This window comes from Aeromicrobium sp. 10G20-16 (genome assembly GCF_055809665.1).
Map to the genome: position 1 here is coordinate 1092719 of NZ_CM147919.1, position 21889 is coordinate 1114607.

The following is a 21889-nucleotide window of genomic DNA, read 5'->3' on the forward strand; positions in this document are numbered from 1 at the left end:
CCTGCGTCCCCGCCGTTCGGTCCTCTACATGCCCGGCGCCAACGAGCGCGCGCTCGAGAAGGCCAAGACCATCGACGCCGACGCGTTGATCCTCGACCTCGAGGACTCGGTGTCGCCGGACGCCAAGGAGACCGGGCGCGCCAACGTGTGCGCCGCCGTGCAGTCCGACGAGTACGGGCACCGTGAGCTGGCCATCCGCGTCAACTCGATCGGCACCGAGTGGCACGACGACGACGTCGCTGCCGCCTCGGCGGCCGGACCCGACGCGATCCTCGTGCCCAAGGTCGAGTCGGCCGAGCAGGTCCGCGACCTGGTCGCCTCGATGGAGGCAGCCGGCGCACCGGCCAGCACCCAGCTGTGGGCGATGATCGAGACCCCGAAGGCCCTCCTGCACGCCGAGGAGATCGCAACGGCGCACGAGCGCCTGACCGTCATCGTCATGGGCACCAACGACATCGTCAACGAGACCTACGGCCTGCACGTGCCGGGTCGCAACCCGACCGTGCTCGCCTCGCTGTCGTGGACCCTGCTGGCCGTGCGCGCTGCCGGCAAGGTGATCATCGACGGCGTCTACAACGCGGTGAAGGATCCCGAGGGCTTCGACGCCGAGGCTCGCCAGGGCCGCGAGATGGGCTTCGACGGCAAGACGCTCATCCACCCGTCGCAGGTCGAGCCGGCCAACGTGGCGTTCTCCCCCAGCGACGACGACATCGAGCGTGCCCGCGGCATGATCGCCGCCTTCGAGGAGGCCAAGGCCGAGGCCAAGGGCGTCGCCACCTTCAACGGCAAGATGATCGAGGAGCTGCACGTCCGCGACGCCAACCGGATCCTCGCCTTCGCCGACGCCCTCGCCTCCCGCTGACAAAGCCCCGAATTTTGCGGGCCTTCGCACCGTTTTCCGGGGTGGAAATGGTGCTTGGGCCCGCAAAATTCGGGGCTTCAGGTGGTGGGACTAGCGGAACGTCGCGCGGATGGCGGCGTGCTGGGCCGCCCGGCGCTGCTCCTGCGCCTCACGACGCAGCCGCACTGCCTCGAGGAGGACGGCGCGGTCCGTCGCGGACATCTCGTCCCAGGCACGACCGGCCTTGCGCTTGAGCTTCGAACCCATCGCGTTCACCTCCTCTCGATCGTTGCGTCCGGCCACTGCCTCGTCCTGTGCTGGGGTCGAGATCTGGGCTGTGTCGTGTGCGGGCATGAGTCGGGGGTCGGTGATGGTCTGGTTCATGTGCGCGCCTCCTTTCAGAAGTGATGGACAAAAGAAAAAACCGCCTCGGATCGAGATCCGAAGCGGTGTCTGAACTGACGAGATGGAGCTACGTCAGGGGCACAGCATCGGATGAGGTGGAACCGTCGAAGGTCGCGGCGGCGTCGCGGACGACGAGTCCGGTCGGCGTGATGGCGATGTTCTTCATGCGGTGTCACCTCCTCAGGTGCTGGCGTGTAGTGCTGACTGAACCGTAGCCGGTCACCCCGGCTCGTGTCGAGTTCCTGAACGGGTGTCGCGGCCGCCGTGAGCGTGTCTCGGCGGCCGCGACGGGAGGACGGACGTCCTACTTCGTGAGCTTGAGGGCTCTGGCGATCGTGAAGAACATGTCCGTCTGGTCGGTCAGGCCCACCACGTTGGCTGCCTGCGGTCCGTAGCCGGCGATGCGCAGCTGCGCGCCGGTGTGCTGCTGCGACGACCCGGCCGGAGCCGTTCCGTAGTTGACGGCCAGCGGGCTGCCCTCGTTGGTGAGCAGCGTGGTGCTGAGCCCCGGCGACGTGCTGCCGGCCTCGATGATCTGGCTGGTGTGGGCGTGGTCGGCGGTCACGAGGACCGTGGTGTGGCCGTCCTTCTTGGCGAACTCGAGCGCCGCCTTCACGGCCTCGTCGAGGTCGACGGTCTCACCGATCTGGCCGCAGGCGTTGGCGCCGTGGTCCTGCTTGTCGATCGAGGCGCCCTCGACCTGCAGGAAGAATCCCTTCGAACCCTTGCTGTCGAGCAGCTTGATCGCCTTCTTCGTCATGTCCTCGAGCGTGGGCTGCGTCGACGGACGATCGGGGTTGTCGGTGCACCGGACCGGGGCCAGCTTGCTGCCGCCGACGGTGGCTTCGGGGCCGACGTAGCGGACCGGCAGGTTGCCATCGGCGAACAGTCCCAGCACCGGCTTGCCCTGGTCGGCCTTCTTGACCGCGTTCAGGCCGGCCGCGTCCTCGACGATCTGGTAGCCGCGGTTCTCGGCCTGCTGACGCAGCGTCAGCCCCTTGAACTTCCCACCCCGCGCCGTCTCGGCGAAGGTGGCGGCGCCGCCACCGAGGGAGACGTCCGGTCGCGTGTTGATCAGCTGCTCGGTGATCGATCCGAGGCCACCGTTCTCCAGCGCCGCCTCGGGGCACGACGCAGCCGTCGCGACCGGGCCGTAGCACTTGCGCGCCGAGATGTGGGCCACCTGGACGGCCGGGGTCGCATCCTGCAGCTCGGCGGTCGTCACGTTGCCGGTCTTGACTCCACGCTTCTTGGCCAGCTCCAGCAGCGTCGGCTGCGGCTTGCCCTTGATGTCGACCGAGATGGCGTTGTCGTAGGTCTTGGTGCCGGTGGCCCAGGCAGATCCGGTGGCGGCCGAGTCGGGCACGTAGTCGGTCTTGCCGTCCTTGGTCAGCGAGTACGTCGTGTACTGACCGGTGAGCGGCAACGCGTCGATGCCGGGGAACCGTCCCCCGGCGCCGTACTGGTAGTCGCGGGCGACGGTGATCTCGGAGTCGCCCATGCCGTCACCGATGAGCAGGATGACGTTGTCGGCCCGCCCACCCTTGATCTGGCTCTTGATCGCCGAGGTCTGGTCGCCGTTGAGGCGCGTGGCGCCGCCGTGGACGGAGGCCTTGCCGGCGCTGGTGGCCATGGCTGCGGTGCTGGCGGTGAGGACGAGACCGACCGCAGCAGTGACCGCGAGGGTCCGCTTGCTGGTGCTCTTGAGTGAGAGATTCATGACTCGAACGAACCATTCGGCCGTGAATCACGGCTGAACACCAGGCTGCGAGTTGCCGAACGTCCGCGGTCGACGTCTCGTCAGGTGAAGTCGAGGCGCCGGTCGATCTCGTCGCGGGTGTACCCGCTGGCGTAGAGCAGGTCGGCTGCGAGCGAGCGCACCTGCGCCGCGATGGTGGCGCTGTTGATCGTCATCGTCTCGGTCAGGGCGCTCGTGGCCAGCCGCGCGGCCTCGACGAGCGCCTCGCGCGCCTCCTCGAAGTCGTCTCGCTCGGACAGGTCGTCGGCGAAGATCCGGAACGCCTTGCCCAGCCCGTCGAGCGCGACGTCCATGTCTGCCGGCACCGGCTCGGCCCGCCGCAGCAGCGTCGACGTCTTGCGCGCCAGCACCCGGGTGTCACGCACGGCGTTGTCGAGGTCGCGCACCGTGGCCACGTAGGTCTGCACGTGGTCGCGCTGACGCCACCGCACCGGCGACATCCGCGCGATCTCGGTGACGTTGGCCGCCGTGGACGTCATCACGTCGACCTGCGGCTGCATCTGCCGCGCCGAGGACAGCTGGGTGTCGGCGAGCGCGGGATCGACCGTGCGCATGGCCTGGGCGAGGCGTTCGAGGATGCCGGCGAGCCCGATGAGGATGCGCTGCACCTCGCGGTCGATGTCGCGCACCGGGTTGCGCGGCACGAGCAGGATCATCGCCAGGCCGGCCACTCCTCCGACGAGTGCGTCCAGGAAGCGGGTGAAGGCCGGGTTGCCCGCCCCGGCCACCGGCACGACGGCCGCGAGCAGCACCGAGGACGTGGCCGACTGGGTCAGTGCGAGGCCCTTGAGGCCCAGCAGCGTGGCGGTGACCACCGTCAGCACCACGATCAGCGCCATCTGCCAGGCGCCGCGGCCGATGCCGAGGACCAGGAGCTCGCCGATGAGCACGCCGACGGCGACGCCAAGCACGAGCTCGAGCAGCGTGCGGGCGCGCTGTCCGGCACCGGCGATCAGGACGATGATCGCCGCGATCGGCGCGAAGAACGCCTGCCGGTGGTCCAGCACGTGGGTGGCGAAGAAGAACGCCAGCGACGTGGCGAGGCTGAGCCGCACGAGCGTGCGCCACCGGCGGCGGAGCACCCAGAGGCGATCGGTGAACGAGTCGGTGGGGCGACGAAGTCGCAGTCGGCGCAGCGGGACGTCGCCGGCCGGGCTCATGACGTCAGCGCACGAGGCGGCGGACGACCACCGCGCCGACGACGACCACCACGACCCCGCCGACCAGCGGGACCACGGTGCCGGTCCTGATGGCCCCGTCCTCGTCGACGAACCTGCTGCGCACGCTGGCCAACCCGCGTCGCATGATGCTCTTGGGGTGGACCGCGCTGACCAGCTCGTCGACTGTGTCTGCGAGACGGTCGCGGATCTCGTCGATCTCGCGGACCAGGTCGTCGGACTGTCTCGACACGTCGCACCCTTCGTCGTCGGCGGGGAGGAGCGGCTCGTCCTCGTACGCAAGGATAGGGCCCATGACGGATCGACTGCAGACCGGTGACCCTGCCCCCGACTTCACGCTCCCCGACGACACGGGCCACGAGGTGACGCTGTCGGCGATCGACGGTCGCGTGATCGTGTACTTCTACCCGGCCGCGATGACGCCCGGCTGCACCAAGCAGGCCTGCGACTTCAGCGACTCGCTCGACCGGCTGACGGCCGAGGGCTACACCGTGCTCGGCATCTCCCCGGACAAGCCCGAGAAGCTGGCGAAGTTCCGCGAGCGGGACGGCCTGACCATCACCCTGCTGTCCGACCCGGACAAGCAGGTCCTCACCGCGTGGGGCGCGTTCGGGGAGAAGAAGCTGTACGGCAAGGTCGTGCAGGGTGTCATCCGCTCGACCTTCGTGGTCGAGGACGGCACCATCGTCCACGCCGCCTACAACGTGAAGGCCACCGGCCACGTCGCCAAGCTGCGCAGGGACCTCGGCCTCGACGCCTGACGACGAGTGCCGATGACAGGACTCGAACCTGCACGTCCGAAGACACAGAGACCTAAACCCTGCGTGTCTACCAGTTCCACCACATCGGCTCGCCGACCAGTCTAGGGCCGATTCAGACGGCTACGGGCAGAGCTTGGGCAGACCCTTGGCGATCGCGCCGGTGAGGATCTTGCCGACCAGCGCGGCCATGCCGGGAGCGGGCGCGTCGAAGCCGATCGTGTAGTCCAGCCGGGTGCCGCCGTCGGCGGTCGGGGTGAGCACCTGCTTGCCCCAGTGGCCCTTGAGCGGGCTCCCCTGGGTGATCTCGTACTCGATCAGCGTGTGCGGCTCCGAGACCGTGGTGGTCTCCTGGAACGCCGGCAGCGGGCCGATCTTGAGGCTCCGCGTCGATCCGACTCCGTTGCGCGACGTGGTGCCGTCGTTGACTCGCGTGATCTTCGCCTTGAACACCGGTCCGAGGTTCTCGTGCTCGGAGAAGCTTGTCGAACACGGTGACGGGGTCGGACGTGAAGGTGTGCGTCACGTGGACGCGCTGTGGGGCTGCCATGCCGAGTGAGTCTAGGGTCTCGCCGACCGGCGCGCCGCCCAGCGGTGGGCAGTCGCCGTCGACCACGCCGGCGGGCCTAGGGTGACTGCTCATGGAGCGGGTGTCAGGTCACGGCGAGTCCTTCCACGTGGGGGCCGGGATCGTGGCCGCCCTCGTGGGCTACACGAGCTCGTTCGCGGTGGTGCTCACCGGTCTGCAGGCGGTCGGCGCGACCCCGGCTCAGGCCGCATCGGGACTGATGGTCACGTGCATCGCCCAGACCGTGGGCATCCTGTGGCTGGTGCGGCGCTACCGGCGCCCGCTGCTGCTGGTCTGGTCGACCCCGGGTGCAGCGCTGCTGGCGAGCACCGGTGTCGTCGACGGCGGCTGGGCCGCCGCTGTCGGAGCGTTCGGCGTGGCGGGGCTGCTGTACGTGCTGACCGGCCTGTGGCCGTGGCTGGGACGGATGATCGGCCTGATCCCGGCTCCGATCGCCCAGGCCATGCTGGCGGGCGTGGTCATCGAGCTGTGCCTCGCACCGGTCGGGGCCGTGGTCGATCGTCCGGTCGCGGTGATCCCGATCGTGCTGGCTTGGCTGGTGGGCGTGCGACTGTTCCCGCGGTGGGCCGTGCCCGGCGCCTTCGTGGTGGCGGCGCTCGTCATCGCGATCGACCTCGTGCGCCGCGGCGAGACCATCGCGGCCTCCACGCTGGTCCCCCGTCTCGAGCTGACGACGCCGCACCTGACCTGGGCGGCGATCGTCGGCATCGCCATCCCGTTGTACGTGGTGACGATGGCCTCGCAGAACGTGCCGGGTGTGGCGATCATGCGGTCCTACGACGTCGAGGTGCCGTGGCGCGCGTCGATGGTCACCGCCGGCATCGGCACCACGGTGACGTCCGTGGCGGGAGGCCACTCGGTGAACCTGGCGGCCATCAGCGCCGCGCTCGTCGCCGGCCCCGACGGCGGCCCCGACCCGGCGACCCGCTGGCGCAGCTCCCAGTGGGCAGCGATCGCGTTCTCCGTCCTCGGTCTGGCCACGGCCGCGATCGCCGCCCTGGTCGCCGTCGCTCCCCCCGGCGTCATCGAGACCGTCGCCGGGCTCGCCCTGCTGGGCACGCTCGTGGCAGCCCTGCGCGCGGCGTTCGACCACGACGGCATCCGCGAGGCCGCGATCGTCACGTTCCTCGTGGCCGCCTCCGGCGTCACCGTCGCCGGAGTCGGCTCGGCCTTCTGGGCCATCGTCGTCGGACTCGCGATCCACGGAGTCCTGAGCAGGAGGCCGGTCTGATGTTCCGGATCCTGTTCCACGAGCCGCGCATCGCCGGCAACACCGGCGCAGCCATCCGCCTCGCCGCCGTCACCGGCGCCGAGCTGCACCTGGTCGAGCCGCTGGGATTCAACCTCGAGGAGTCCAAGCTGAGGCGCGCAGGCCTCGACTACCACGACCTGGCGGTGATGACGGTCCACCCGAACCTGGACGCTGCGCTCGACGCACTCGATCCGCCGCACCTGTACGCGTTCACGGCGCGCGCCGACACCGTCTACACCGACGTCGGCTACCAGCCGGGCGACGTCCTGATGTTCGGTGCCGAACCCACCGGTCTGCCGCAGGAGGTCCTCGACGACCCTCGCGTGACCGACCGCCTGCGGCTGCCGATGCTGCCGGGGCGCCGGTCCATGAACCTCGCCAACACCGCGTCCGTCGCCGTGTTCGAGGCCTGGCGCCAGCACGGATTCCGCACCGACGGGTGACGATCGGCATCAGTTCCGCGGTTCGGCAGGCATGACCTGTTCGGGCGACATACAGTGGCCGCCCGGAACGTGGCACAGGCAAGGAACGGACAGCAGTGATCAGGACGAGGCGCTCGCAGGCGGCCGCAGCCGTCGGAGCCGCGCTCCTGCTCGCCCTCGGACCCTTCCTGCTGTCCCAGGGCGCGCAGGGCGGAACCGTCACGGCCCCGGCGACCCACGGCGTCGTGGTCGTCGGGGACTCCATCACGGCGCGGTACGACGACCGCCCCGGCGATCCGCACCAGGGGTGGTGGAGCATGGTCGCCCGTCACCTGCACACTCCGGTCGAGACGTTCGCGCAGTCCGGCTCGGGCTACCTGCGTCGCGGCGGGCGGTGCGACGGGACCACCTTCGGCGAGCGCGACCAGGCGCTCGCGGGGTCCCCGTCGATCCTGCTGATCGAGGGCGGTCGCAACGACTGGGCCGTGTGCCGCGACGACCGGATGGCCAGGGCGTCCAACGCCGAGATCACCCAGGCGGTCGACGACTACCTGGACCAGGTGGCCGACACGGTGCCGGCCTCCACCCGCGTCGTCGTGCTGGGGCCTCCCTGGGGGCCGCTGCAGCCCGTCGAACGGCTGCGGGTGACCGCGATCGTGCACGACGCCGCCGTGGCCCATGGCTTCGAGTTCGTCGACACCTCCGGCACCCTGCCGCCCCGGAACGTGGTCGACGGCATCCACCCCAACCACGCCGGCAACGTCGCCATCGCCAAGCGGGTCATCGCCGCACTGTCCGAGCCGAGCTCGCCTAGCGCGAGGTGAGCGCCGCCACCAGGTCGGGGGCGATCGCGGCGAGAGCGTGGCCACGGTGGCTGATGGCGTCCTTCTCCGCGGCCGGCAGCTCCGCGGTGGAGACGTCGAATCCCGTGGCGGCGAACAACGGGTCGTAGCCGAAGCCGCCCTCGCCCTGCTCGGCGTGCAGGATGCGCCCGGGCATCTCCCCGCGTCGCACCACCTCGGCTCCGGGTCCCCCGTCGGCACCGGCCGTGCACAGGGCCATGGCGCACACGAACGTCGCGCCGCGACGGTCGTCGGGCACGTCGGCGAGCTGGCTCAGCAGCAGCGCGTTGTTGGCGGCATCGCCCCCGTCGGTCTTGGCCACGCCGGACCACCGCGCCGACAGGACGCCCGGCATGCCGTTGAGGGCGTCGACGCACAGGCCGGAGTCGTCGGCCAGCGACGGCAGACCCGTGGCCGCGAGCGCGGCCCGCGCCTTGATCAGCGCGTTGCCCTCGAAGGTCGGCTCGGTCTCCGCCGGCTCGGGATAGTCGGCCACGTCCGAGAGCCCCAGCACCTCGATGCCGGGCACGAGGGGCTCGAGGATGCGCCGCAGCTCGGCCAGCTTCTTGGCGTTGTTGGAGGCCAGGACGACCTGCGGCCGGGTCATCGCGCCAGCGCGTCGGCCTGCAGGCGACTCAGCTCGGCGCAGCCGCCCGCGGCCAGGCCGAGCAGCGCGTCGAGCTCGGCCTTGTCGAACGGTGCACCCTCGGCCGTGCCCTGCACCTCGACGAACCTGCCCGAGCCGGTCATGACGACGTTCATGTCGGTCTCGGCTCGCACGTCCTCGACGTACGGCAGATCGAGCATGGGCGTGCCGTCGATGATGCCGACGCTGATGGCTGCCACGGACTCGACGAGTGGCTCGCCGGCCAGCGCCCCCGCACCGCGCAGGTGCTCGACGGCATCGGCGAGCGCCACGTAGGCGCCCGTGATGGCGGCCGTGCGGGTGCCGCCATCGGCCTGCAGCACGTCGCAGTCGATGGTGATGGTGTTCTCGCCGAGCGCCTCGTAGTCGATCGCCATGCGCAGCGACCGACCGACCAGGCGAGAGATCTCGTGCGTGCGGCCACCGATGCGACCCTTGACCGACTCGCGGGTGGAGCGGTCGTGGGTGGCCTGCGGCAGCATCGCGTACTCAGCGGTCACCCAGCCGAGCCCGGAGCCCTTGCGCCAGCGCGGGACACCCTCGGAAGCGCTGGCCGCGCACAGCACCTTGGTGCGTCCGAACTCGATCAGGCACGAGCCCTGGGCGTGGTCGAGCCAGTTGCGAGTGATCGTGATCGGGCGGAGCTGGTCGGCCGAGCGGCCGTCTTCACGGGCAGAGTCTTCGCGAGAGGTCATGTGCGCGACCCTATCGGGGAGCCGCGACTCAGATCTCGAAGGTCATCGCGGCCGCAGCGACCGTGAACGGCCCCGACCAGGTGCGTCGCAGGTCGCTCTCGACCTCGGCGACGTCGGTCCACACCGGGACGTGGGTGACGACGACCTGGCCGACGCCCGCGGCCGTGGCGCTGTCGCCCACCTCGGACCCGGTGAGGTGGATGCCGGGAGGGTTCGCCTTGGAGTCGACGAACGACGCCTCGCACAGGTACAGGTCGGCGCCCGCCGCGAGATCGTCGAGCACCGGGGTGGCCGCGGTGTCACCGGAGTACACCAGCACCTTGCCACCCGCCTCGACGCGCATGGCGTACGCCGGCACCGGGTGCACGACGCGGCGAGCGGTGATGGTGAACGGGCCGAGCTTCGACCGTCGAGCCGTCGCCCCAGTCGCGGAAGTCGAAGACCCCGCCCATGCCGGCAGCGTCCTCGCGGCCGTACCGATCGGTCAGGAAGTCGTCGGCGCCCTCGGGGGCCAGGACGGGGATGCGCGGCAGTGCACCGTCGGGGTGGTACTTGCCCACGACGTACATGCCGCTCATGTCGAAGCAGTGGTCGGCGTGCAGGTGCGACAACGCGATGGCATCGATCTCGCGGGGGTCGACATATCGCTGGAGAACGCCGAACGAACCGCTCCCGAGGTCGAGCACGAGGCTGAAGGTCCGCCCCTCGAACGGCGCCTGCACGAGGTAGCAGCTGGCGGCCGACTCGGGGCCGGGGAACGACCCGGAGCATCCGACGATGGTGAGCTTCACGACGCGACCCCCACCCACGAGAACTGCCGGACGTGCTGCACCTCGGGCCCGAGGAACCGGCGGCCGAGCTCGAGGAACTCCTCGGGGCGCCCCGTGGTGACGAACCGGTGGACCGGAGCCGGCAGCGCTGCGTCGCGCTCGAGTCCTTCACGCACGAGCAGGCGGTAGACGTCCTTGGCGGTCTCCTCGGCGCTGGAGACAAGCGTGACGCCGTCACCCATGACCAGGGCCAGCACACCGGTGAGCAGCGGATAGTGGGTGCACCCCAGCACCAGGGTGTCGACGTCGGCGTCGATCAGCGGCCGCAGGTACTCCTCGGCGGCCGACAGCAGCTCGGGACCACTCGTGACGCCTCGCTCGACGAAGTCGACGAAGGCGGGGCATGCCCGCGTGTGCAGGTGGATGCCGGGATTGGCCGCGAAGGCGTCGTCGTAGGCCTTGGAGGTGGCGGTCGCCTCGGTGCAGATGACGCCGACCTGGCCGTTGCGGGTGGCGCCGACCGCGCGGCGCGTGGCCGGCACGATGACCTCGACAACGGGCACGGCGTAGCGCTCACGCGCGTCGCGCAGGACCGCGGCGCTGGCGGAGTTGCAGGCGATGACCAGTGCCTTGACGCCCTGATCGACCAGGTGGTCGAGGCACTCGAGCGCGTACTCGCGCACCTGGGAGATCGGCTGGGGCCCGTAGGGCTGACGAGCGGTGTCGCCCAGGTACAGCACCGGCTCGTGCGGCAGCTGGTCGAGCACAGCGCGAGCCACGGTCAGGCCGCCGAAGCCTGAGTCGAAGATCCCGATCGGTGCGTCGCCCACAAGGGGAGAGCCTACGGTCGCGACGTGTTACCGCAAAGTGAACACGTCCGGAATCACATGGAATTCGCGACCCGTAGGTCCGGTGGTGCCGGCGTGCAGGCTCAGATCGTGCGGCTGCGCACGGCGAGCAGCGTGCGGGTGGCGACCGTGGCCCACATGGTGACGAGGAAGGCGAACAGCAGTCCTGACGCGACACGCAGCACCGGGTCACCGGTGAGGTCGGCCAGACCACAGGTGCCCGTGACGACCGTGCCGACCGGGAAGGTGAACGACCACCACGGGAGCCCGAACGGCATGCCGGCGCGCACGGTCCTGACCGTCAGCGTGGCAGCGATGGTGAGCCAGAGCATCGCGAAGCCCCACATCGGCATGCCGTAGACGAGTGCCGTGCCCGCGAGGACGTCGCCGGCCGGGGCGGGCAGGATGCCGGGAGCGATCCGGCCCTGGTTGTGGGCTGCCGTGATCGACTGACCGACCGGTCCCAGCACGATCCACAGCGTCGGGACCGTGGCCGCCGCACCGATGCCGTGCTGCACGAGTCGCAGCCAGATCCAGCCGATCATGATGATGCTGACGACCAGCGACAGCCCGAAGCACAGCATGCAGAACAGCAGCATCGTGCGCTGCGCCTCGGCGCTGGCGAGGTGCGGGATCAGCACCGGACCGGTGGCAGCGCTGACCATGGGCGGCACCACCGGCATGAGCCAGCCGCCGAAGGCGGAGTCCGGTTCGGTGGCATGGGTGGTGATCGCCTTGAGCGGCACCACGACCGCCGTGCCGAGGCCCAGCAGCGTGCCAGCGCTCCACAGCACCCAGTCGAGGCTGAGCGCGGCGGTCGTGCCGATGACCCGGTGGCCCACCAGGACGGCACCGACGCCCACGGTCATCAGCGCCATCGCGGGTGCGCCGTAGAAGTGCGACATGACCGGGTGGTCCAGGTGCGACCGCGCCACGGCAGGAAAGCGCAGCCAGTGCATGGCGAAGGCGTAGCCGACCACCACGAGGGCGCCGGCGGCCAGGATCCACACCCCGGTGGCGAACACCTCGATGCCCGGCACGTCGAACGGCAGCTGGACCGCGGCGACCGCCACGATGCCCGTGCCCATGATGGCGGCGAACCAGTTGGGTCCGACCAGCTCGAAGCCGGCGATGCCGGGAGTGCTGCGGGTCTCGGCGGGAGTGATGCTCACGCCTCCATGGTCTCGCCGACCCGGGCGAGGGGGTAGACGTGACCACCCTGTGGACCCACAAGCAACACCTGTGGGATGCCCTAGGATCCACCTGTGACCCTGCCCGACCTCGCCTCCCTGCGCCTGCTGGTCGACGTGGCGCGCCTGGGCAGCATCGGCGCCGCGGGCCGCGCTGGCGCGATCACGCAGCAGTCCGCGTCGCAGCGGCTGCGGGCGCTCGAGGCCCAGGTGGGACTCACGCTGGTGCATCGCTCCCCCGCGGGCGCCGAGGTGACCCAGGCAGGCGCCCTCGTGGTCGGCTGGGCCGAGCGTCTCCTGGCGCTGGGCGACGAGGTCGAGCAGGCACTCGCCACCCTGCGCGAGGACCGCGATCGCGCCCTCGGGGTCGCCGCCAGCATGACGGTCGCCGAGCACCTGCTGCCCTCCTGGTTGGTTCGCCTCCGACGCGAGCACGCCGTGTCGGCCCACCTCACCGCCACCAACAGCGCCGCCGTGCGCCGCGCGGTCCGATCGGGCGCTGCGGACCTGGGCTTCGTCGAGGACGGACAACCCCATCACGGCCTCGCCTCGCTCGTCGTCGGCCACGACACGCTCGTCCTGGTGGCCTCTCCGGACGATCGATGGGCACGGCGTGCGCCGCAGCCGTCGCAGATGGCGGCCCGGCCGCTCACCTGGCGCGAGGTCGGTTCCGGCACCCGGCGCGTCGTCGAGGAGGCACTGGCGTCGCTCGGGCTGGAGGTGCACGCGCCGGCCGTCGAGCTGACCACGACGGCGGCCGTGCGCGCCGCCGTCCTGGCCGGAGGTCCCCCGAGCTTCGTCACTCGCCGGGCGGTCGTCGAGGACCTCGCCCACGGGCGCCTGGTCGAGATCGCGACCACCGGGTTGGACCTGAGACGTCCGCTGGAGGCCGTCTGGGCGGGTGCGGGTCGACCACCCGCCGGACCGGTCAGGGACCTGTTGTCGATCGCGACGTCCGAGGCGGGACGGGAACCGGTCTTCTAGAGCGGGAAGCTTGGGCTGCGGCGGGGCGTGCGCGGGGTCGACCCCGTCGAACAGGCTGGAGACGGACTCCCCGGCGTGGATCCGAGCGATGGCCTCGGCGAACAGCGGTGCGACGGAGCGGATCTTCAGCTCGGGCCAGTCGACCGGCGGCGGGACCGTGTCGGTGGTGACGACCTCGGTGATCGCGGCGTGCCCACGCAACCGGTCGACGGCCTTGCCGGTGAACAGGCCGTGCGTGCAGGCGACCGACGCCTCGGTGCAGCCCTCCTCCTCCAGCTTGTTCATCAGCTCCACGATCGACCCGCCGGTGGCGATCTCGTCGTCGAGCACGATGGCCTTCTTGCCGGCCACGTCGCCGACGATGGCGTCGATGACGACCTTGTCGTCGGCCTGACGCTGCTTGCTGCCGGCTGCGACCGGGACGCCGAGGAGGCGCGCGAACAACGAGGCGGTCTTGGCGTTGCCGAGGTCGGGCGACACGACGACGGTGTCGGACAGGTCTCGGTCGCGGTAGTAGGTGGCGAGCTCACCGATGGCGGTCAGGTGGTCGACCGGGACGCTGAAGAAGCCGTGCACCTGCGGGGCGTGCAGCGTCATCGTGACCACCCGGTCGACGCCGGCCGTGGCCAGCATGTCCGCGACCAGCTTGCCGCCGATCGAGATGCGCGACGCGTCCTTCTTGTCCGACCGCGCGTAGGCGTAGTGCGGGATGACGGCGGTGACGGAGTCGGCGCTCGCGCCGCGCGCCGCGTCGACCATCAGCAGCAGCTCCATCAGGTGATCCTGCGTCGGCGGCACCAGTGGCTGGATGATGTAGACGTCCTTGCGGCGACAGTTGGCGTGCAGCTGCACCTGCAGGCAGTCGTTGCTGAATCGCACCGTCTCGGAGGCGGACAGCGGCTGACCGAGCTCGGAGCAGATCTCCTCCGCGAGGGTCCGGTGAGCGCTGCCGGAGAACACCACGATCTGGCTCACGCGAGGCACACTATCCGAGCCCGTCGTCCAACGGTAGGCGTGCCCGGGATGAACGGCGCAGAAACGACGACACCGGCGAGACCCGAAGGTCTCGCCGGTGTCGGTGGTCAGTGCGGGCGAAGCCGCAAGACTCCCTGGATCAGAGAGGCTTGATGTTCGTCGCCTGCAGGCCCTTCTGGCCCTGCTCGACGTCGAACTCGACCTTCTGGTTCTCGTCCAGCGAGCGGTAGCCGCTCGTCGCGATGGCGGAGAAGTGCGCGAACACGTCCTCGCTGCCGTCGTCGGGGGCGATGAAGCCGAAGCCCTTGTCGGCGTTGAACCACTTGACGGTACCTGTAGCCATGATGTTCTCCTCTTTGGCGGGGTAAGCCGCCCGCGTGTCTCGCGAGCGACGGTCGCGACACACATCCAACCTGCGAGAAGAAACCCACTCCTACGAGAGGAGAGTCGTTCGATCAAACAGCCCAGCGTCGTACAACAACTGACACCAGTGTGGCAGGTGCGCCCCGCCGAGGGAAATCGAGGGCTTCGTCGGCGCGCCGCGTGACCCGCGGGCTACGCCCAGAGCTGGCCCTCGAGGGCGTCCTCGGCGTCGTCCAGCGTGCCTTCGTAGGCGCCGGTGGACAGGTACTTCCAGCCGCCGTCGCAGACGATGAAGCAGATGTCGGCGCTCTCGCCAGCCTCGACGCACTTGGCGGCCTGGGCCAGTGCCGCGTGCAGGATCGCCCCGGTGGAGATGCCCGCGAAGATGCCCTCGGCGTCGATCAGCTCGCGCACTCGACGGACGGCGTCGCGCGGGCCGACGGAGAAGCGGGCGTCGATGAGCGACTCGTCGTACAGCTCGGGCACGAAGCCCTCGTCGAGGTTGCGCAGCCCGTAGACCAGCTCGCCGTAGCGTGGCTCGGCCGCGACGATGCGGACCTCGGGCTTGTGCTCGCGGAAGAATCGGCCGGTGCCCATGAGGGTGCCGGTGGTGCCGAGCCCGGCCACGAAGTGCGTCACCTCGGGCAGGTCGGCCAGGATCTCCGGACCGGTGCCGCGGTGGTGCGCCTCTGCGTTGGCGGGGTTGCCGTACTGGTACAGCATCACCCAGTCGGGGTGCTCGGCCGCGATGCCCTTGGCCACTCGGACGGCCTCGTTGGACCCGCCGGCGGCGGGCGAGTCGATGATCTCGGCGCCCCACATGCCCAGCAGCTGGCGGCGCTCGACGGAGGTGTTCTCGGGCATGACGCACACCAGCCGGTACCCGCGCTGACGCGCCACCATGGCCAAGGAGATGCCGGTGTTGCCGCTCGTGGGCTCCAGGATCGTGGCGCCGGGCGTGAGACTGCCGTCGGCCTCGGCCGCCTCGATCATCGCCAGTGCGGCGCGATCCTTGATCGAGCCGGTGGGGTTCTGGTCCTCCAGCTTCGCCCACAGGCGCACGTCCGGCGACGGCGAGAGGGTGGGCAGCCCCACCAGCGGGGTGTTCCCGACCGAGTCGACCAGCGAGTCGAAACGCACGGACTAGCCGCCCGCGACAGCAGGCAGGATGACGACCGTGGCCGTGTCGGCCACCGACGTGCTCAGTCCGCCGGTGAAGCGGATGTCCTCGTCGTTGACGTAGATGTTGACGAAGCGTCGCACCTCGTCGGCGTCGATGAGGCGCTCCTTGATGCCAGCGTGGTTCGCCTCGAGGTCGTCGATGACGTCGGCGACCGTGGCGCCCGAGGCGTCGACGGCACGCTCACCGTCGGTGTAGGTGCGCAGGATCGTGGGGATACGGACTTCTGCCATCAGGAGTCTGCCTTCGTGGTCTCGGGAGTTTCGGGGGTGTCTTCTGCATAACGGTCGACGACCGTGACTTCTTCCTCGCTGACCTCGCCGTCGACGATGCGGTAGGACCGAAAGTCGATGTCGGCGCCGTCGGCCTCGGCTCCCTCACGGGTGGAGACCAGCACGTAGTGGGCGCCGGGCTCGCCGGCCAGGTTGATGTCGGTGCGCGACGGGTAGGCCTCGGTGGCGGTGTGCGAGTGGTAGATCACGACCGGTTCCTCGTCGTTGTCGTCCATCTCGCGGTAGAGGCGCAGCAGGTCGCCGGAGTCGAACTCGTAGAACGTGGGCGACATCGCCGCGTTGAGCATGGGCACGAAGCGCGCCGGCCGGTCCGACCCGATCGGGCCGGCGACGACGCCACAGGCCTCGTCGGGGTGGTCGCGGCGGGCGTGGGCGACGATCGCGTCACGCGTGGCCCGGTCGATGGTCAGCACGAACCGAGTTTATCGGGGCTCCCCGGCATCGCGCGCAGCCGCCGACTGGTGAGACGGTCGGGCCCGATCAGGTGAGGTCGTCGTGGTCGCCCCGCGCCCACGCCGCGCGCCGGTCGGCGGAGAACCGGAGGATCCGGCGGGCGTCCGTGGCCGTGACGTTGCCGAAGTTGCCGTAGATGCGGTCGAACTCCAGCTGTTCGAGCTGGTCGGTGATGCGCTGCACGACGGCGCCGGACAACGGGATCTTGTTGGGATAGCTGCGCATGAAGCCGATCGAACGGCGGTCCGGGTTGGGGAAGACCGTGTCGCCGGTCAGAAGCACACCACGCCCGTCGGCGCCGGCGGCCCAGTGCGCCACCGCGCTGCCGGCGAAGTGACCGCCGACCTGGTGCAGGGTCAGCCCGTCGGCCACCTCGTGCGAGCCCGACCAGGTCCGCACGAGATCGCCGGAACGGCCCAGCCAGTCCGCGTCGGCCTCGCAGACCAGGACCGGCACGTCGCCCAGACGTCGTGCCCACTCGACCTGCACGCCGAACATGTGGGGTGGCTGGCCGCCACGGCCGCGACGGGACCGTGCTCGAGAACCGAGCGGACCGTCGCGTCGTCGACGTAGCCGGTGGGGTCCCACAGCAGGGATCCGCCCGGCGTGCGCACCAGCACGGCGTGCTGGCCGATGCCCACGTGCGGGCTCGTGACGATCGACCACGCGTCGGGCTCGAGGGCCCGTACCTGCAGCGCCTGCCCGGCGGCGGCGAGCTCGTCGAGCGTGGTCCAGGCCTGACCGTCCTCCGGCACCCACTGGCGGTCGTCGTCGCAGATCGGGCAGACGGCCGGAACCGGCTCCTCGAACTCCACCGCGCAGGTGGCGCAGATCAGCACGACGGTCTCGTCAGTCCAGCGCCGCCACGAGGGACTCCTGCACGTAGCCGAGCCAGTCGTAGATGTCGGACATGGCGGCGGTGGCCTCGTCCTCGGAACGGGCGATCAGCATCGCGTCCTCCTCGGTCTCGATCCCCAGCCGCACGGCGAGCGACAGCCGGATGTCGGTGAGCGAGCGCAGCCAGGCCTGCACCTCGCCCGGGTCGAGCTCGACCTCGATCTCGGCGTCGTCGTCGACACCGAGGGCACCGACCTCGAGGCCGCCGTCGATCAGCGAGCCGATCAGCGACTCGGCGTTCTCGACCTTGACCGAGGTCAGGCTGCGCTCGGTGAACCGGCGGAACTCACCGGACTCGGCCTCGTCGTCGCGGTACGCGTCGGGCAGCAGCCGGCGCAGGACCGGATCCTCGGGCGGCAGCGACGGCCCACCGATGCCCAGCTGGGCGGCGAGCGGGTCGGCGTCGGACGCGTCGGCGGAGTTGCGGTCGCGCAGCAGCTCGACCACCTGCCCGGCCAGGTTGGCCAGCAGCTGCGCCTCCCCCGCCTCGAAGGTGGCCGTGATCCCCCCGCGCCTCCTGCTTCTGAACGGCTTCACGAGCCCGCCCCCGTCGAGGTGGCCCATGGCCGAGCGCAGCGAGGCTGAGCGCCCGGGCGGAGCCCGGCAGCGACGAAGTCGCTGGTTCGGCGAGCGAAGCGAGTCGAGCGCTTCATGCGTCCGCCCGATCCAGCGTCGCCCAGAGGCCGTACTCATGCATCGCCTGGACGTGGCGTTCCTGCTGCTCGCGGCTGCCGCTGGAGACGACGGCCCGGCCCTCCTCGTGGACGGCGATCATCAGCTCGTGCGCCTTCTCGTCGGTGTACCCGAAGTAGTTGCGGAACACGTAGGCGACGTACGACATCAGGTTGACCGGGTCGTTCCACACGATGGTGACCCACGGGTCCTCCAGCTGCACGATGTCGTCGAGGTCGGTCTCCTCGATCTCGACGGGCGTGGGGGTGGACACGGGTCCCATTGTGACGCAGCGCGTGGGCGAGACGAAACCGTCGATCGATCGGGATCTACGCTGAGGAGGTGTCCGAGCCCGGAACCGCCCTGCTGACCGACCACTACGAGCTGACGATGCTGCAGGCGGCACTCGCCGACGGCACGGCGCATCGCCGCAGCGTGTTCGAGCTGTTCTCCCGTCGCCTGACCGGTGGACGCCGCTACGGCGTCGTGGCCGGGACGGGACGCGCCCTCGATGCCGTGGAGCGCTTTTGGTTCGGCGACGACGACCTCGACTGGCTGCGGTCCGCCGGGGTGGTCGACGCGACGACGCTGGACTGGCTGGCCGACTACCGGTTCAGCGGCTCGATCTGGGGCTACGGCGAGGGCGATCTGTACTTTCCGCAGTCGCCGGTGATGGTCGTCGAGTCGACGTTCGCCGAAGGGGTGCTGCTGGAGACGTTGTTGCTGTCGGTCCTCAACCACGACTCGGCCATCGCGTCGGCGGGTGCCCGCATGGTCGGTGCCGCTCGCGGCCGACCATGCATCGAGATGGGGTCGCGGCGCACCCACGAGGCGGCGGCCGTGGCGGCCGCCCGTGCCGCTCACGTGGTGGGCTTCGCGGCCACGTCGAACCTCGAGGCGGGGCGTCGCCACGGGGTCCCGACCACGGGTACCAGCGCACACTCGTTCACCCTGCTGCACGACTCCGAGCGCGACGCGTTCACCGCCCAGGTCGAGTCGCTGGGCGCCGGGACCACCCTCCTGGTCGACACCTACGACATCGCCGAGGCGATCCGCACGGCGATCGACGTCGCCGGACCGGAGCTCGGCGCGGTGCGCATCGACTCGGGCGACCTGGTCTCGCTGGCGCACGTGGTGCGCGAGCAACTGGACTCGCTCGGCGCGACGGGCACCCGCATCATCGTCACCAGCGACCTCGACGAGCACGCGATCGCCGCCCTCGCCGCGGCTCCTGTCGACGGGTACGGGGTCGGCACGTCGCTGGTGACCGGGGCCGGCGTCCCCACGAGCGGTTTCGTCTACAAGCTGGTCGCCCGCGAGGACGATGCCGGCGACCTCGTGTCGGTGGCGAAGAAGAGCACCGAGAAGACCTCGCGCGGCGGCCGCAAGTTCGCCCGCAGACGTCTGAGCGGCGGCACGGCCCAGGCCGAGATGGTCGGCATCGGTGCTCCCCCGGCCGCCGACGACGACGATCGAGACCTGCTGGTCGAGCTGGTGCGTGACGGCGAGCGGGTGCAGCGCGAGACGCTGGACGACGCTCGGGCCAGGCACGTGGCGGCAGTGGCCGAGCTTCCCGGCGGCCGGGACGCAGCTGTCGCCCGGTGGGCCGGCTCTCGAGACGATCTACGTCGAGGGGCGCTAGCGGGACCCGACGCCCATGACGTCGCCCTGATCACCGTTCGGCAGCACGAGGGCCGCCACGGCTCCGAGCGCCGCACCCACGAGCGCGGGCGCGACGATGCCGAGAGCGGGAATGGTGCGCACCGCGGTGGGAGCCAGCGAGCGCCGGTGTACCTGTGTGGTGTCCATGGGACCACCGTGGCGCACGCGACCCAACACCGCGGCATGCCGCGATGAACCGCCGTCGAACGGTGCGTGTCGGCTTGGTTCCCGCTGGAGGCTAGAGGAGCTCCTTGGCCAGCAGCTCGAGGGTGCGCTCGCGGGCGGGGGCGGTGCGCGGGTCGGTGCCGCGGCGGGCGGAGGCGACCGGGTTGACCATGACCTCGTCCACCTCGAACTGCTCGGCCAGCGCACGCACCTGCTCGGCGGCACGCGCCGGGGCCCCCACGACCGCCTTCGCGTGCCCCGCGTCGACGATGGACTGGACCTGGGGTCCGAGATCCAGCGCCTCGGCGTCCTCGACGAGGTCGAGCGCGGACAACGGCTGGCCGGTGCGCAGCCGAGCCATCAGCTGCAGGTTCGGCAGCATGAGCGCCGCCGCCTCCTCGTCGGTGTCCGCGACTGCCGCGTTGACGGTCAGGAACGTGGTCGGCTCCGAGGCGACGTCGCTGGGTCGGAACTCGGCGCGGTACGTCGCCAGCGCCTCCGCGGCGCCCTGGCCCGAGAAGTGGTGCGCGAACACGTACGGCAGCCCCTTGGCTGCCGCCAGGTGCGCCGAGTACATCGACGAGCCGAGCAGCCACAGGTTCGCCACGCTCGACGCAGACGGTGTGGCCTTGAGGGTGTACCGCTGCCGCGGCAGCTGGACCTCCGCCCCGTCGGCGCTCATCAGAGCAGCGACCTCGTCCAGGTACTGCGGGAACTTCTCGATGTCCTCGTCACCACGGCCGGCACGCAGCATGAACGAGGTGACCGGGTCGGAGCCCGGTGCGCGGCCGATCCCCACGTCGATCCGACCGGGGTGGGCGGCCTCGAGCAGGGCGAACTGCTCGGCGACGGCCAGCGGCGCGTGGTTGGGCAGCATCACCCCGCCGGAACCGAGGCGGATGCGCTCGGTCTGCGCGCCGAGCATCGCCAGCAGCACCGGCGGCGAGGTGGCCGCGACCGCCGGCATGTTGTGGTGCTCGGCGACCCAGTAGCGGGTGAAGCCGAGGCGATCGGCGGCCTGCGCGAGGCCGACCGTCGCCGCCAGCGCGTCACCGCTGGACTGATCGGTGCGGACGGGAACCAGGTCGAGGACGGACAGTCGCATGACTGAACAACGCTCAGGAGGCCGCAGAACTTCCCTTGCCCAGGCTCTCGCTCACCGTGGTGGGAAAGGTCCCGAGCTTGTCGATCATGAAGCCACCGGGGTACGAGCGGACGCGGTGGGTGTCCTGCAGCAGGGAGGGCTTGCGTCGCGGCGGGAAGAAGCGGATGAGACGACCCCGCGCCCGCAGGGAGCCGTGGGCCAGCGACTCGAACCACCGCGGCGGGTGGGCGTAGCCGAACGCCTCGCGCAGGTGCGGGTCGAGCAGGGCGATGCCGAAGCGCCGCATGACCCGGCGCAGCGGACGCGGGTAGAACGTGACGAACAGATCGAGCGTGGAGTCGGCGACGGCTCGCGACGTGGGGTCGAACGCGTACGTCTCGCGCTCGTAGGCGTCCATCAGCTCGGCGAAGCCCTCGTAGGTGTCCGGGACGTCCTGGATGCCCATCAGGCGTCCCAGTCGCTGGTAGTAGCGGACGACCGCGAGACGCTCGGCGTCGGTGCCACGACGCCACCCGTAGCGCTCGATCCAGCGCACCGGCGAGACCACGAACGTCGACAGGACGTAGCGCATGTCGTCGTTGCTGATGTCGTAGCTGCCGTGCATCTGGTTCATGCGGCGCACGCCCGCCCGGCCCTCCTCGGACTCCAGCCCGCGATCCGCGATGGTCTCCAGGATGATGGCGGTGTCGTCGTGGCGCTTCTGCACCGACTCGGTGAACTCCCCCGTGTCGAACAGCAGCCGTCCGATCGACGGCACGGCGTAGGTGCGGAACAGCGCGAAGCTCAGGGCCTGCTGGGAGTCCCACGGGAACTCGAACTGGGCGACGATGCGCGAGATCTGCTCGTAGTCGACCTCGGGGTCGAGTCGAGCGATCTCGCGCTGCCACCGGTCACGGCGAAAGCAGGTGGGGACCACCGTGGGAGCCATGGCCCGAGGTTACCGTG

The 21889-nt window shown here is 70.5% G+C and carries 28 protein-coding genes, 1 tRNA gene and 2 pseudogenes; 7 read left to right on the forward strand and 24 right to left on the reverse strand.

Going from position 1 to position 21889, the window contains the following annotated elements:
• Window positions 1-28: 28 nt before the first annotated feature.
• Window positions 29-862 (forward strand): HpcH/HpaI aldolase/citrate lyase family protein, encoded by an 834-nt coding sequence (locus AC0L5F_RS05465; protein ID WP_473316153.1) that lies wholly within the window; start codon window positions 29-31, stop codon window positions 860-862.
• Window positions 863-952: 90 nt separating this feature from the next.
• On the opposite strand, the gene AC0L5F_RS05470 is transcribed toward AC0L5F_RS05465, so the two are convergent.
• From AC0L5F_RS05470 to AC0L5F_RS05485, 4 genes are all read right to left on the reverse strand, one after another.
• A complete protein-coding gene (locus AC0L5F_RS05470) occupies window positions 953-1225 on the reverse strand; it encodes a hypothetical protein (protein ID WP_473315614.1) in 273 nt (90 codons plus the stop codon).
• 325 nt (window positions 1226-1550) lie between these two features.
• Window positions 1551-2966, reverse strand: coding sequence for an alkaline phosphatase (gene phoA / locus AC0L5F_RS05475; protein ID WP_473315615.1), 1416 nt, complete (start codon window positions 2964-2966; stop codon window positions 1551-1553).
• An 80-nt stretch (window positions 2967-3046) separates the two neighbouring features.
• The gene (locus AC0L5F_RS05480; RefSeq protein WP_473315616.1) at window positions 3047-4165 is read right to left on the reverse strand and encodes an FUSC family protein; all 1119 of its coding nucleotides are present in this window, start codon (window positions 4163-4165) and stop codon (window positions 3047-3049) included.
• Between the two features lie 4 nt (window positions 4166-4169).
• Window positions 4170-4478: a DUF3618 domain-containing protein gene (locus AC0L5F_RS05485; RefSeq protein WP_473315617.1), complete on the reverse strand. Its 309-nt coding sequence runs from the start codon at window positions 4476-4478 to the stop codon at window positions 4170-4172.
• Between AC0L5F_RS05485 and bcp the strand changes: the two genes are divergently transcribed.
• Entirely contained in the window at window positions 4477-4944 is a 468-nt protein-coding gene (bcp, locus tag AC0L5F_RS05490) for a thioredoxin-dependent thiol peroxidase (RefSeq protein WP_473315618.1), read from the forward strand. The two genes, AC0L5F_RS05485 and bcp, sit on opposite strands and share 2 nt — an antisense overlap.
• A 7-nt stretch (window positions 4945-4951) precedes the next feature.
• On the opposite strand, the gene AC0L5F_RS05495 is transcribed toward bcp, so the two are convergent.
• Window positions 4952-5033, reverse strand: a tRNA-Leu gene (locus AC0L5F_RS05495).
• 31 nt (window positions 5034-5064) lie between these two features.
• Window positions 5065-5394 (reverse strand): SRPBCC family protein, encoded by a 330-nt coding sequence (locus AC0L5F_RS05500; protein WP_473315619.1) that lies wholly within the window; start codon window positions 5392-5394, stop codon window positions 5065-5067.
• Window positions 5395-5582: 188 nt separating this feature from the next.
• On the opposite strand from AC0L5F_RS05500, the gene AC0L5F_RS05505 reads away from it, so the two are divergent.
• The 3 genes from AC0L5F_RS05505 to AC0L5F_RS05515 all read left to right on the forward strand — a co-directional run bounded on the left by AC0L5F_RS05505 (window position 5583) and on the right by AC0L5F_RS05515 (window position 8028).
• Window positions 5583-6761 (forward strand): benzoate/H(+) symporter BenE family transporter, encoded by a 1179-nt coding sequence (locus AC0L5F_RS05505; protein ID WP_473315620.1) that lies wholly within the window; start codon window positions 5583-5585, stop codon window positions 6759-6761.
• Window positions 6761-7225: a tRNA (cytidine(34)-2'-O)-methyltransferase gene (locus AC0L5F_RS05510; RefSeq protein ID WP_473315621.1), complete on the forward strand. Its 465-nt coding sequence runs from the start codon at window positions 6761-6763 to the stop codon at window positions 7223-7225. The genes AC0L5F_RS05505 and AC0L5F_RS05510 overlap by 1 nt, the downstream gene beginning before the upstream one ends.
• A 95-nt stretch (window positions 7226-7320) precedes the next feature.
• Window positions 7321-8028 carry an SGNH/GDSL hydrolase family protein gene (locus AC0L5F_RS05515; RefSeq protein WP_473315622.1) on the forward strand — a complete coding sequence of 236 codons (708 nt, stop codon included), beginning with the start codon at window positions 7321-7323 and terminating at the stop codon, window positions 8026-8028.
• On the opposite strand, the gene AC0L5F_RS05520 is transcribed toward AC0L5F_RS05515, so the two are convergent.
• The 6 genes from AC0L5F_RS05520 to AC0L5F_RS05545 form a co-directional block, all read right to left on the reverse strand.
• A complete protein-coding gene (locus AC0L5F_RS05520) occupies window positions 8015-8653 on the reverse strand; it encodes a non-canonical purine NTP pyrophosphatase (protein WP_473315623.1) in 639 nt (212 codons plus the stop codon). The genes AC0L5F_RS05515 and AC0L5F_RS05520 overlap by 14 nt on opposite strands.
• Window positions 8650-9387: a ribonuclease PH gene (gene rph / locus AC0L5F_RS05525; RefSeq protein ID WP_473315624.1), complete on the reverse strand. Its 738-nt coding sequence runs from the start codon at window positions 9385-9387 to the stop codon at window positions 8650-8652. The genes AC0L5F_RS05520 and rph overlap by 4 nt, the downstream gene beginning before the upstream one ends.
• Window positions 9388-9415: 28 nt before the next feature.
• Complete coding sequence (locus AC0L5F_RS05530) at window positions 9416-9730, reverse strand: MBL fold metallo-hydrolase (protein WP_473315625.1); 315 nt, start codon at window positions 9728-9730, stop codon at window positions 9416-9418.
• Entirely contained in the window at window positions 9687-10178 is a 492-nt protein-coding gene (locus AC0L5F_RS05535; protein WP_473315626.1) for an MBL fold metallo-hydrolase, read from the reverse strand. The genes AC0L5F_RS05530 and AC0L5F_RS05535 overlap by 44 nt, the downstream gene beginning before the upstream one ends.
• A complete protein-coding gene (murI, locus tag AC0L5F_RS05540) occupies window positions 10175-10987 on the reverse strand; it encodes a glutamate racemase (protein WP_473315627.1) in 813 nt (270 codons plus the stop codon). Before murI ends, AC0L5F_RS05535 begins: the two co-directional genes overlap by 4 nt.
• Window positions 10988-11088: 101 nt before the next feature.
• Window positions 11089-12426, reverse strand: a complete 1338-nt coding sequence (locus tag AC0L5F_RS05545) for a TDT family transporter (RefSeq protein WP_473316154.1) — start codon at window positions 12424-12426, stop codon at window positions 11089-11091.
• Between AC0L5F_RS05545 and AC0L5F_RS05550 the strand changes: the two genes are divergently transcribed.
• On the forward strand, window positions 12313-13179 hold the full coding sequence (locus tag AC0L5F_RS05550; RefSeq protein WP_473316155.1) for a LysR family transcriptional regulator: 867 nt from the start codon (window positions 12313-12315) through the stop codon (window positions 13177-13179). The two genes, AC0L5F_RS05545 and AC0L5F_RS05550, sit on opposite strands and share 114 nt — an antisense overlap.
• A 3-nt stretch (window positions 13180-13182) precedes the next feature.
• Here the strand turns inward: AC0L5F_RS05550 and AC0L5F_RS05555 are convergent.
• The 9 genes and pseudogenes from AC0L5F_RS05555 to clpS all read right to left on the reverse strand — a co-directional run.
• Window positions 13183-14154 (reverse strand): annotated as a pseudogene (locus tag AC0L5F_RS05555) (ribose-phosphate diphosphokinase); the annotation flags it as partial.
• A gap of 139 nt (window positions 14155-14293) precedes the next feature.
• Complete coding sequence (locus AC0L5F_RS05560; protein WP_435707772.1) at window positions 14294-14497, reverse strand: cold-shock protein; 204 nt, start codon at window positions 14495-14497, stop codon at window positions 14294-14296.
• A gap of 212 nt (window positions 14498-14709) precedes the next feature.
• Window positions 14710-15657 (reverse strand): PLP-dependent cysteine synthase family protein, encoded by a 948-nt coding sequence (locus tag AC0L5F_RS05565; RefSeq protein WP_473315628.1) that lies wholly within the window; start codon window positions 15655-15657, stop codon window positions 14710-14712.
• A 3-nt stretch (window positions 15658-15660) separates the two neighbouring features.
• Window positions 15661-15933: a MoaD/ThiS family protein gene (locus AC0L5F_RS05570; protein ID WP_473316156.1), complete on the reverse strand. Its 273-nt coding sequence runs from the start codon at window positions 15931-15933 to the stop codon at window positions 15661-15663.
• Window positions 15930-16403, reverse strand: a complete 474-nt coding sequence (locus AC0L5F_RS05575; RefSeq protein ID WP_473315629.1) for a M67 family metallopeptidase — start codon at window positions 16401-16403, stop codon at window positions 15930-15932. The genes AC0L5F_RS05570 and AC0L5F_RS05575 overlap by 4 nt, the downstream gene beginning before the upstream one ends.
• 67 nt (window positions 16404-16470) lie before the next feature.
• Entirely contained in the window at window positions 16471-16815 is a 345-nt protein-coding gene (locus AC0L5F_RS05580; RefSeq protein WP_473315630.1) for an MBL fold metallo-hydrolase, read from the reverse strand.
• Entirely contained in the window at window positions 16800-17282 is a 483-nt protein-coding gene (locus AC0L5F_RS05585; RefSeq protein WP_473315631.1) for an MBL fold metallo-hydrolase, read from the reverse strand. The genes AC0L5F_RS05580 and AC0L5F_RS05585 overlap by 16 nt, the downstream gene beginning before the upstream one ends.
• 10 nt (window positions 17283-17292) lie before the next feature.
• Window positions 17293-17877: a DUF2017 domain-containing protein gene (locus tag AC0L5F_RS05590; protein WP_473315632.1), complete on the reverse strand. Its 585-nt coding sequence runs from the start codon at window positions 17875-17877 to the stop codon at window positions 17293-17295.
• Window positions 17878-17989: 112 nt separating this feature from the next.
• Window positions 17990-18295: an ATP-dependent Clp protease adapter ClpS gene (gene clpS / locus AC0L5F_RS05595; RefSeq protein WP_473315633.1), complete on the reverse strand. Its 306-nt coding sequence runs from the start codon at window positions 18293-18295 to the stop codon at window positions 17990-17992.
• A 107-nt stretch (window positions 18296-18402) separates the two neighbouring features.
• Here clpS and AC0L5F_RS05600 point away from each other — a divergent pair.
• Window positions 18403-19654, forward strand: a pseudogene (locus tag AC0L5F_RS05600) (nicotinate phosphoribosyltransferase).
• On the opposite strand, the gene AC0L5F_RS05605 reads toward AC0L5F_RS05600, so the two are convergent.
• The 3 genes from AC0L5F_RS05605 to AC0L5F_RS05615 form a co-directional block, all read right to left on the reverse strand.
• The gene (locus tag AC0L5F_RS05605; protein WP_473315634.1) at window positions 19651-19821 is read right to left on the reverse strand and encodes a hypothetical protein; all 171 of its coding nucleotides are present in this window, start codon (window positions 19819-19821) and stop codon (window positions 19651-19653) included. The pseudogene AC0L5F_RS05600 and the gene AC0L5F_RS05605 sit on opposite strands and share 4 nt — an antisense overlap.
• 91 nt (window positions 19822-19912) lie before the next feature.
• Window positions 19913-20944: an LLM class flavin-dependent oxidoreductase gene (locus tag AC0L5F_RS05610; protein ID WP_473315635.1), complete on the reverse strand. Its 1032-nt coding sequence runs from the start codon at window positions 20942-20944 to the stop codon at window positions 19913-19915.
• 13 nt (window positions 20945-20957) lie between these two features.
• Window positions 20958-21872: an oxygenase MpaB family protein gene (locus tag AC0L5F_RS05615; RefSeq protein WP_473315636.1), complete on the reverse strand. Its 915-nt coding sequence runs from the start codon at window positions 21870-21872 to the stop codon at window positions 20958-20960.
• Between the last annotated feature and the right edge of the window lie 17 nt (window positions 21873-21889).

Coding starts and splice junctions, on each gene's coding strand:
- phoA (WP_473315615.1), bottom strand. CDS start 2,966: ATGAATCTCTCACTCAAGAGCACCAGCAAGCGGACCCTCGCGGTCACT.
- AC0L5F_RS05545 (WP_473316154.1), bottom strand. CDS start 12,426: ATGCACCAGCGTGAGTCCCACCTGGGCCTCGAGCGCCCGCAGCCGCTG.
- AC0L5F_RS05505 (WP_473315620.1), top strand. CDS start 5,583: ATGGAGCGGGTGTCAGGTCACGGCGAGTCCTTCCACGTGGGGGCCGGG.
- AC0L5F_RS05530 (WP_473315625.1), bottom strand. CDS start 9,730: ATGCGCGTCGAGGCGGGTGGCAAGGTGCTGGTGTACTCCGGTGACACC.
- AC0L5F_RS05610 (WP_473315635.1), bottom strand. CDS start 20,944: ATGCGACTGTCCGTCCTCGACCTGGTTCCCGTCCGCACCGATCAGTCC.
- AC0L5F_RS05615 (WP_473315636.1), bottom strand. CDS start 21,872: ATGGCTCCCACGGTGGTCCCCACCTGCTTTCGCCGTGACCGGTGGCAG.
- AC0L5F_RS05480 (WP_473315616.1), bottom strand. CDS start 4,165: ATGAGCCCGGCCGGCGACGTCCCGCTGCGCCGACTGCGACTTCGTCGC.
- AC0L5F_RS05520 (WP_473315623.1), bottom strand. CDS start 8,653: ATGACCCGGCCGCAGGTCGTCCTGGCCTCCAACAACGCCAAGAAGCTG.
- rph (WP_473315624.1), bottom strand. CDS start 9,387: ATGACCTCTCGCGAAGACTCTGCCCGTGAAGACGGCCGCTCGGCCGAC.
- AC0L5F_RS05510 (WP_473315621.1), top strand. CDS start 6,761: ATGTTCCGGATCCTGTTCCACGAGCCGCGCATCGCCGGCAACACCGGC.
- AC0L5F_RS05605 (WP_473315634.1), bottom strand. CDS start 19,821: ATGGACACCACACAGGTACACCGGCGCTCGCTGGCTCCCACCGCGGTG.
- AC0L5F_RS05560 (WP_435707772.1), bottom strand. CDS start 14,497: ATGGCTACAGGTACCGTCAAGTGGTTCAACGCCGACAAGGGCTTCGGC.
- clpS (WP_473315633.1), bottom strand. CDS start 18,295: ATGGGACCCGTGTCCACCCCCACGCCCGTCGAGATCGAGGAGACCGAC.
- AC0L5F_RS05470 (WP_473315614.1), bottom strand. CDS start 1,225: ATGAACCAGACCATCACCGACCCCCGACTCATGCCCGCACACGACACA.
- AC0L5F_RS05485 (WP_473315617.1), bottom strand. CDS start 4,478: ATGGGCCCTATCCTTGCGTACGAGGACGAGCCGCTCCTCCCCGCCGAC.
- bcp (WP_473315618.1), top strand. CDS start 4,477: ATGACGGATCGACTGCAGACCGGTGACCCTGCCCCCGACTTCACGCTC.
- AC0L5F_RS05465 (WP_473316153.1), top strand. CDS start 29: ATGCCCGGCGCCAACGAGCGCGCGCTCGAGAAGGCCAAGACCATCGAC.